This is a genomic window from Cyclobacterium salsum (assembly GCF_010119245.1).
Classification (GTDB): domain Bacteria; phylum Bacteroidota; class Bacteroidia; order Cytophagales; family Cyclobacteriaceae; genus Cyclobacterium; species Cyclobacterium salsum.
The window spans coordinates 365034-371125 of the sequence record NZ_WNKG01000008.1 but is presented as its reverse complement, the minus strand read 5'-3'; the positions used below and the strand labels follow the sequence as shown (position 1 = coordinate 371125).

4 protein-coding genes are annotated in these 6092 nt (G+C 46.4%); 3 read left to right on the top strand and 1 reads right to left on the bottom strand.

The window, feature by feature from the left end:
- Positions 1-92: 92 nt before the first annotated feature.
- Positions 93-698, bottom strand: a complete 606-nt coding sequence (locus tag GJS45_RS16355; protein ID WP_162342930.1) for a Uma2 family endonuclease — start codon at positions 696-698, stop codon at positions 93-95.
- 642 nt (positions 699-1340) lie between these two features.
- Here GJS45_RS16355 and GJS45_RS16350 point away from each other — a divergent pair.
- From GJS45_RS16350 to GJS45_RS16340, 3 genes are all read left to right on the top strand, one after another.
- Entirely contained in the window at positions 1341-2087 is a 747-nt protein-coding gene (locus GJS45_RS16350) for a DUF6250 domain-containing protein (RefSeq protein WP_162342929.1), read from the top strand.
- A gap of 80 nt (positions 2088-2167) precedes the next feature.
- On the top strand, positions 2168-3586 hold the full coding sequence (locus GJS45_RS16345) for a sulfatase (RefSeq protein WP_162342928.1): 1419 nt from the start codon (positions 2168-2170) through the stop codon (positions 3584-3586).
- Positions 3583-6069 (top strand): heparinase II/III domain-containing protein, encoded by a 2487-nt coding sequence (locus GJS45_RS16340; RefSeq protein WP_162342927.1) that lies wholly within the window; start codon positions 3583-3585, stop codon positions 6067-6069. Before GJS45_RS16345 ends, GJS45_RS16340 begins: the two co-directional genes overlap by 4 nt.
- Positions 6070-6092 lie beyond the last annotated feature (23 nt).

Here is a 6092-nt window from a genome sequence, read left to right as displayed (position 1 = left end):
AGGTTATGGATATTGACCTTTGGGGTTTTCCGAACCCCGTCTCTTCCTAAGCGTTCACGAAAAAACCTTCGAGGTCTCAAAGACCTCAAAGGTTATGGAAATTCAAATAAGTCCGAAATAGTTAACTTAAAACCTGTAATTACCTGAGAATGGACCAGATCTCCATGGGTGAGTAAGCGGGTAGGCTGATAGGTGCTATTGATTAAGCGGTAGACCAATAAAGTCTGTTCATCCGGATGAATGATCCAGTATTCTTTAACCCCACTTTTTTCGTAAATATCATATTTTTGCTTGAGCTCCTTTTGGTTATTGCCAGGAGAAAGGATTTCCACCACCAGATCAGGTGCGCCTAAGCAACCCCTGTCGTCCAATTTGTTGCGGTCGCAAACCACGCAGATATCGGGTTGTACCACGGTATCAATTTTTTCAGGTAAGTGCGAACCTTTTGGAAGACGAACATCAAACGGCGCAATAAACACCTTGCAGGGATGATGATCCAGATGGTCAGCAAATATCCTGGCCATTTCCAGCAAAATTTCCTGATGGATCCTTCGTGGTGCAGCCGCTGCCTTGAATACTTGACCGTTGATCAGTTCCACCATTTCATCGATCTGCCATTGCAGGTAGTCCAAATAGGTATAATGACCATAAGAAGTAAACGGTTCTTCCGATTGGTCTGGTTTTTCTTGGGGATTCATAAGAGAAATTTACAAATAAAATTTAAAAATTACCGGTTGGAGGCCTGGAAAACCTGTGAAAAAAAATTGCCAAATTGATGGGCGGTTGGATTAATTTTGTTTGTTGTAACAAACAATACTTACCTTAATTGTTGGTTTCAGCCAACAATTTTGTCTCCATGGTTGATAAAAGGGCATGCCAATAAGACATCAACCTGGTACAAAACATCCCACCTATTGTATGTTCAATTCAGATCGCTTCACTGTGCTAGCGATGACGTATTTTTACCACCCCCTGTCTCCCCCTCCTGAAAACAGGTGGGGGTTGGGGGAAGGTGATTTGATATCACTCTTTATTTTTTTTAACATGTTGATTTTTAAATAGTTAAGAATAATTACCGTCATCCCAATTTCTGCGTTTTGTAAATGTTAATTCTCGCAGTGACGAGGAGTAGATCTGTTCGGGTATTGAGATTTCATGGTGTATATAGACAAATTAGCAGTAATTACGGTACTGAATCATAAAATAGTTGGTAGTTTAGTCGTAATAAGTCAAAACCCGTGATGCCCAAAACTCCTACTGAAGGATAACCTTCTAATTTGCTGCTGCCTATTCCTTTTTTATTAATGAAATTAGAAATTAAATACCTAACTTAATAGCCTATGAAGCGATTGGTTCTTTTACCACTCTTACTCATCTTTGGTTTACACAACAGTTTAGTTGCCAGGGAGCAGCAGGGCCGTTTGACATTGAATGATACGTTGGAAGTAAACTATTCATTGATTCATCGGGAAGAATTCAATGACCTGGACCATTGGAAAGCCGAACAACAACCCGGAGGAACGGTTGTTTTAAATGGGGGTAGATTGGAAATCGAAGACAAGGCAGGTTGCACCGTCTGGTTCGATAAGCAGTTGCATCAACCTGTTATGATCGAGTTTACCGCTACTGTGATTGATGAAGGAGGGCCACTGGACCGGGTTTCGGACTTAAACTGTTTTTGGTTGGCTACCGATCCCTGGCACATGAATTTTTTTGGGGATACGAGCCCACATAGAGTCGGTAAATTTAGTCAGTATGATAGCTTAAAACTCTATTATGTAGGGCTTGGCGGCCATAACAACACCAAGACGAGGTTTCGCAGGTATTCCGGGGATGGACAAAAGCCTTTACTCCCTGCACACGATCTTTCAGATGAAGCATACCTGATCGTCCCGAATGTCCCTAACCGGATACGCATTATCGTGTACAATACTACGATCCAATACTGGAGAAATGAACAACTGATTTTTAATGTATACGATGCGTCACCGTATGATTCCGGCTATTTTGCTTTTCGAACGGTGAACAATCACCTTATCATTGATGATTTTAACGTGTATGAGCTTTCAAAAATGGATGTTCCTTAGAACCAAAAAAGAAAAAACGAAGTGGATAGTACTAACACTTTGAAAAAAAGATCGAAAACAATCTTCTATATAGTGCAAAAATGAAAGCATACATCACTGGGGCCTTCTTGCTATTTGGCGTTTTCCTGATTTCCTGTTCGGAAGGGCAACAAGAAACAGAAACAAGGCAACCCAATATCCTCTTTATTGCAGTGGACGATTTGCGGCCGGAGCTCAATTTTTATGGCGCAGGGCACATTCAGTCCCCCCACCTGGACCGGCTGGCCAGCCAAAGCCTGGTATTCGACCGCGCCTATTGCAATGTGCCCGTTTGCGGCGCATCTAGGGCCAGCTTGCTGACCGGAGCCAGGCCGACACGCAACCGCTTTATTGACTACAAAACCTTAAAGGATGCAGACTATCCGGAGGCAGAATCCCTGCCCATGCGCTTCAAGAATAACGGATACACCACCGTATCCAACGGGAAAGTGTACCATCATGCCAAGGACGATTCCCTTGCCTGGGACGAGATTTGGCAACCTTCGGGAAAATATAGCTATGCTACCGAAGCATACCGGGAGATTCGGGCAAATACCTTTCGGGGCATGCCCATGGAAAATGCCGATGTGCCCGATTCTGCTTACAGAGACGGTAAGTTGGCGTTAAAAGCCATAGCTGACCTGAACAAACTCAAGGAGGGAAACCAACCGTTCTTTCTGGCACTGGGTTTTTACAAGCCGCACCTGCCTTTTGCCGCTCCCAAAAAATACTGGGACAAGTATAGCCGGGAGGAAATCGAGCTTCCTGAGAATTACAGGCAGCCCGAAACCACTCCCCGCAAAGCCTATCACAATTTTGGAGAACTAAGAAATTACGAGACCATTCCCAAGGAAGGTGATTTGCCCGAAGAACTGGCAAAGGAACTGATACACGGCTATTATGCCTGTGTCAGCTATACGGATGCACAGATAGGCCTGGTATTGGACGAATTGGAGCGACTGGGACTGGCCGAGAATACCATTGTAGTCCTCTGGGGAGATCATGGCTGGAATCTGGGAGACCACAAGCTTTGGTGCAAACACGCCAATTTCAATTCCTCGCTTCAAGTGCCGATGACCATCAAAGTTCCTGGAAAAACCAACGGCCGTCATACCGATTTTATCACCGAGACCATTGACCTTTATCCCAGCCTTTGTGAGCTGGCGGGTATCGAAAGGCCGGATCACCTGGAAGGAGACAGTTTTGTTTCGCTGATGGAAACCGGAAAACGGGAAAAGGGCCATGCGGTGGTCAAGTTTCACGATGGAGTCACGCTGATATCCGGTTCGTTCCAGTATACCGAATGGACCGATGACCGGGGCCTTGCCTACGAACGCATGCTTTTTGACCAGGCCACTGACCCACTGCAGCTGGATAACCTGGCCGAAAAAGAAGGATACCAAACCAAGGTAACCGAATTGTCACGTGAATTACGCGAGAAATGGGGATCGGATTTCCTGACCAAAAAGGGCCGGCGATGACTGGATTGAAGACCTACCTGATTCTGCTGTTGGCATGCGTGCAGGGCACGCTCCTGGCGCAGCAAAGGCAGCGACCCTTCATTTGGGTGCGTGCCGAGGACAGACCGGCTATTTTGGAGAAGATTGAGAATCAGTCCTGGGCCAACGAAATTTATACCGAATTTATCGATCAACTGGACAGCGATATCCGAGTCCATGAAACCGACCCGGCGCATTTCCTTGGCGAGTTACCTTTCGATTGGGATAAGGGAACAGGCGATCAAATTCCGCCCTTCCACCTTACTTACCACATCGAAGATGGAAAACACAAAAACCTGGACAATGCCACCGAGGCCGAAATGGCCAATGCCAGGACCTTGATCCGGTACCTGCAATTGGGCATCGACTGCGGCATCGCCTATTTTATCACTGAAGAAGAAAGCTACGGGCAATGTGCGGCCGATATACTTTACACTTTTGTAACGGCCGTGCGGCAATCACCGGTCTCGGAATGGCGGGGCCGTGGGGGCTGGCTTTTTCCGGACGACGGATTCCGCGAGGTAAGGGAAATTGGCTATAAAGTGCCGTTGATATACGATTTTGTAGCAGATTTTATTGAAAAGGGGGGTAGGCCGTATGACTTCGCGAAAGAAAGAAAAACAGACTTTCCCTTCAGCGAGGCGCAACAGGTTTTTCGTACGTATGCTGATTTGACCATCCATTACGGGCAGACCGGATCCAATCACCCCATTCTGGAAGCACCCAATTTGGTGTATAATGCCCTGTCCATGGAGAATCCAGTTGAAAGAAACCGGCTGCTCTCCTATTTCCTGAACGAAAGTACCGCGAATCAAGATGCCTTGAAAGTGATGGCGGAAATTTACAAGGAGAGGGGAGACCTTTGGCCGGAAACCTCTCAATACCTCAATGCTGCTGCGTCTATATTGACCCGACTAATGTTGGTGGTCAATAAATACGATCCTGAAAGAAAGCTGGGGGAAAAGTATGCCAATATCCTGTTTTCCCTGCCTGCACTGGATTACCTGGTCTATCCAAACGGGCAACTGATCCGCTGGGGGGACGGAAAACGAACGGGAACACCGCCGTACAGCAGTTATGAGGAAGCTTATCTGCTGGGGGAAATGGATGGTGTGGAGGAAATTACCCGTGAATTCGGTCCCCTGCTTACAAGAGCAAAAAACCAGGATAGGTATGAAAGATCAGGGATGTTAGCGGTGCTTTGGTATGACCGTGAATTTAAAGGTGAAGCAGCCGAAGTGGTCCTTCCCCGTACAGACAAGGTGGATCATGCAGGAATATTTCTTCAACGAAATTTAAGTGCCAACCAAAATCCTAAAGATGGTTTGATGTGTTTTGTAGGCGGTGCCCATATGGTTCATGGCCATGCCGAAGGAATGAACATCGAACTTTACGGTAAGGGAGAGGTACTCGGTGTTGATAATGGAAGGGGACGTTACCAACAGGACATCCATGAAAACTATTCCCGCATTTTTGCCGCCCACAATACGGTTATTGTAAATGGAAATTCCCGGAGCGATGGTGGCTGGGTAAACCTGGGAATCAATACCGTTCAGCTTGTCGCCATGGAACCCATGCCCAAACAAGAGGCGGTTTCTCCGTATCATTCGTTTTCAACGACCAGTTTTTTGGACAATAAAGGGAAGCAGGCCGAAGCCTATCAGGAACGGACCCTGGCCCTGATACGAACCTCCGAAAAGAGTGGGTATTATGTGGACATTTTCCGTTCAAAATCCGACTTTTCTGACCAATACCACGATTACCTGTATCACAATATTGGCGATAATTTGCTATTTCTAAACGAGGATTTGGAGCTGAAACCTACCCCTAAACGATATACGGCTAATGCCGGTTTGCCCTGGATTCAAAACCGGCAGTACCGCCACCCAGGCTGGCACTTTTTTGAAGATGTACGTACCGGGGAAAACTATAAGAAATCGGTTTGGGTCAGGTTTGAAGCGAAAGAGTTTAAAAAACCTATCTACATGGATTTACATATCCCCGCAGACGATAGCAGAGAGTATACCAAGGTGTTGGCCCCGCCTACCTTTGAAGCGCCCGAACCGTATGAAAACGAACCCACGCCAACACTGGTGATCCGCAAAACCGGTGAAGCCTGGGATCAACCCTTTGCGGTTGTTTTCGAACCCTTCGCCGGGAGCAATGAAAACACTACCGTCCAATCCGTCGAAAAACTGGTTCAGGATGGCGTATTTAAAGGATTGAAGGTCCGAAGTAGGACAAACGCTGAGACTTTGGTGCAATATATTCTTATGCCGGGCGGCCATGGGCGCTATGCCCAAGAGAATCCGCGGATTTCATTTAAAGGGTCATTTGCTGTAATTACGGAAGATGCAGCAGGTACCCTGCGGAACATATATATTGGAGATGGAGAGGAACTCGCATACGGAGAATTAGTCTTTCGGCCGCCAAATCAACAAAAATCGCTGTACCGGGCATTCTGATGTTTGTTCAGTATCAGTGAATT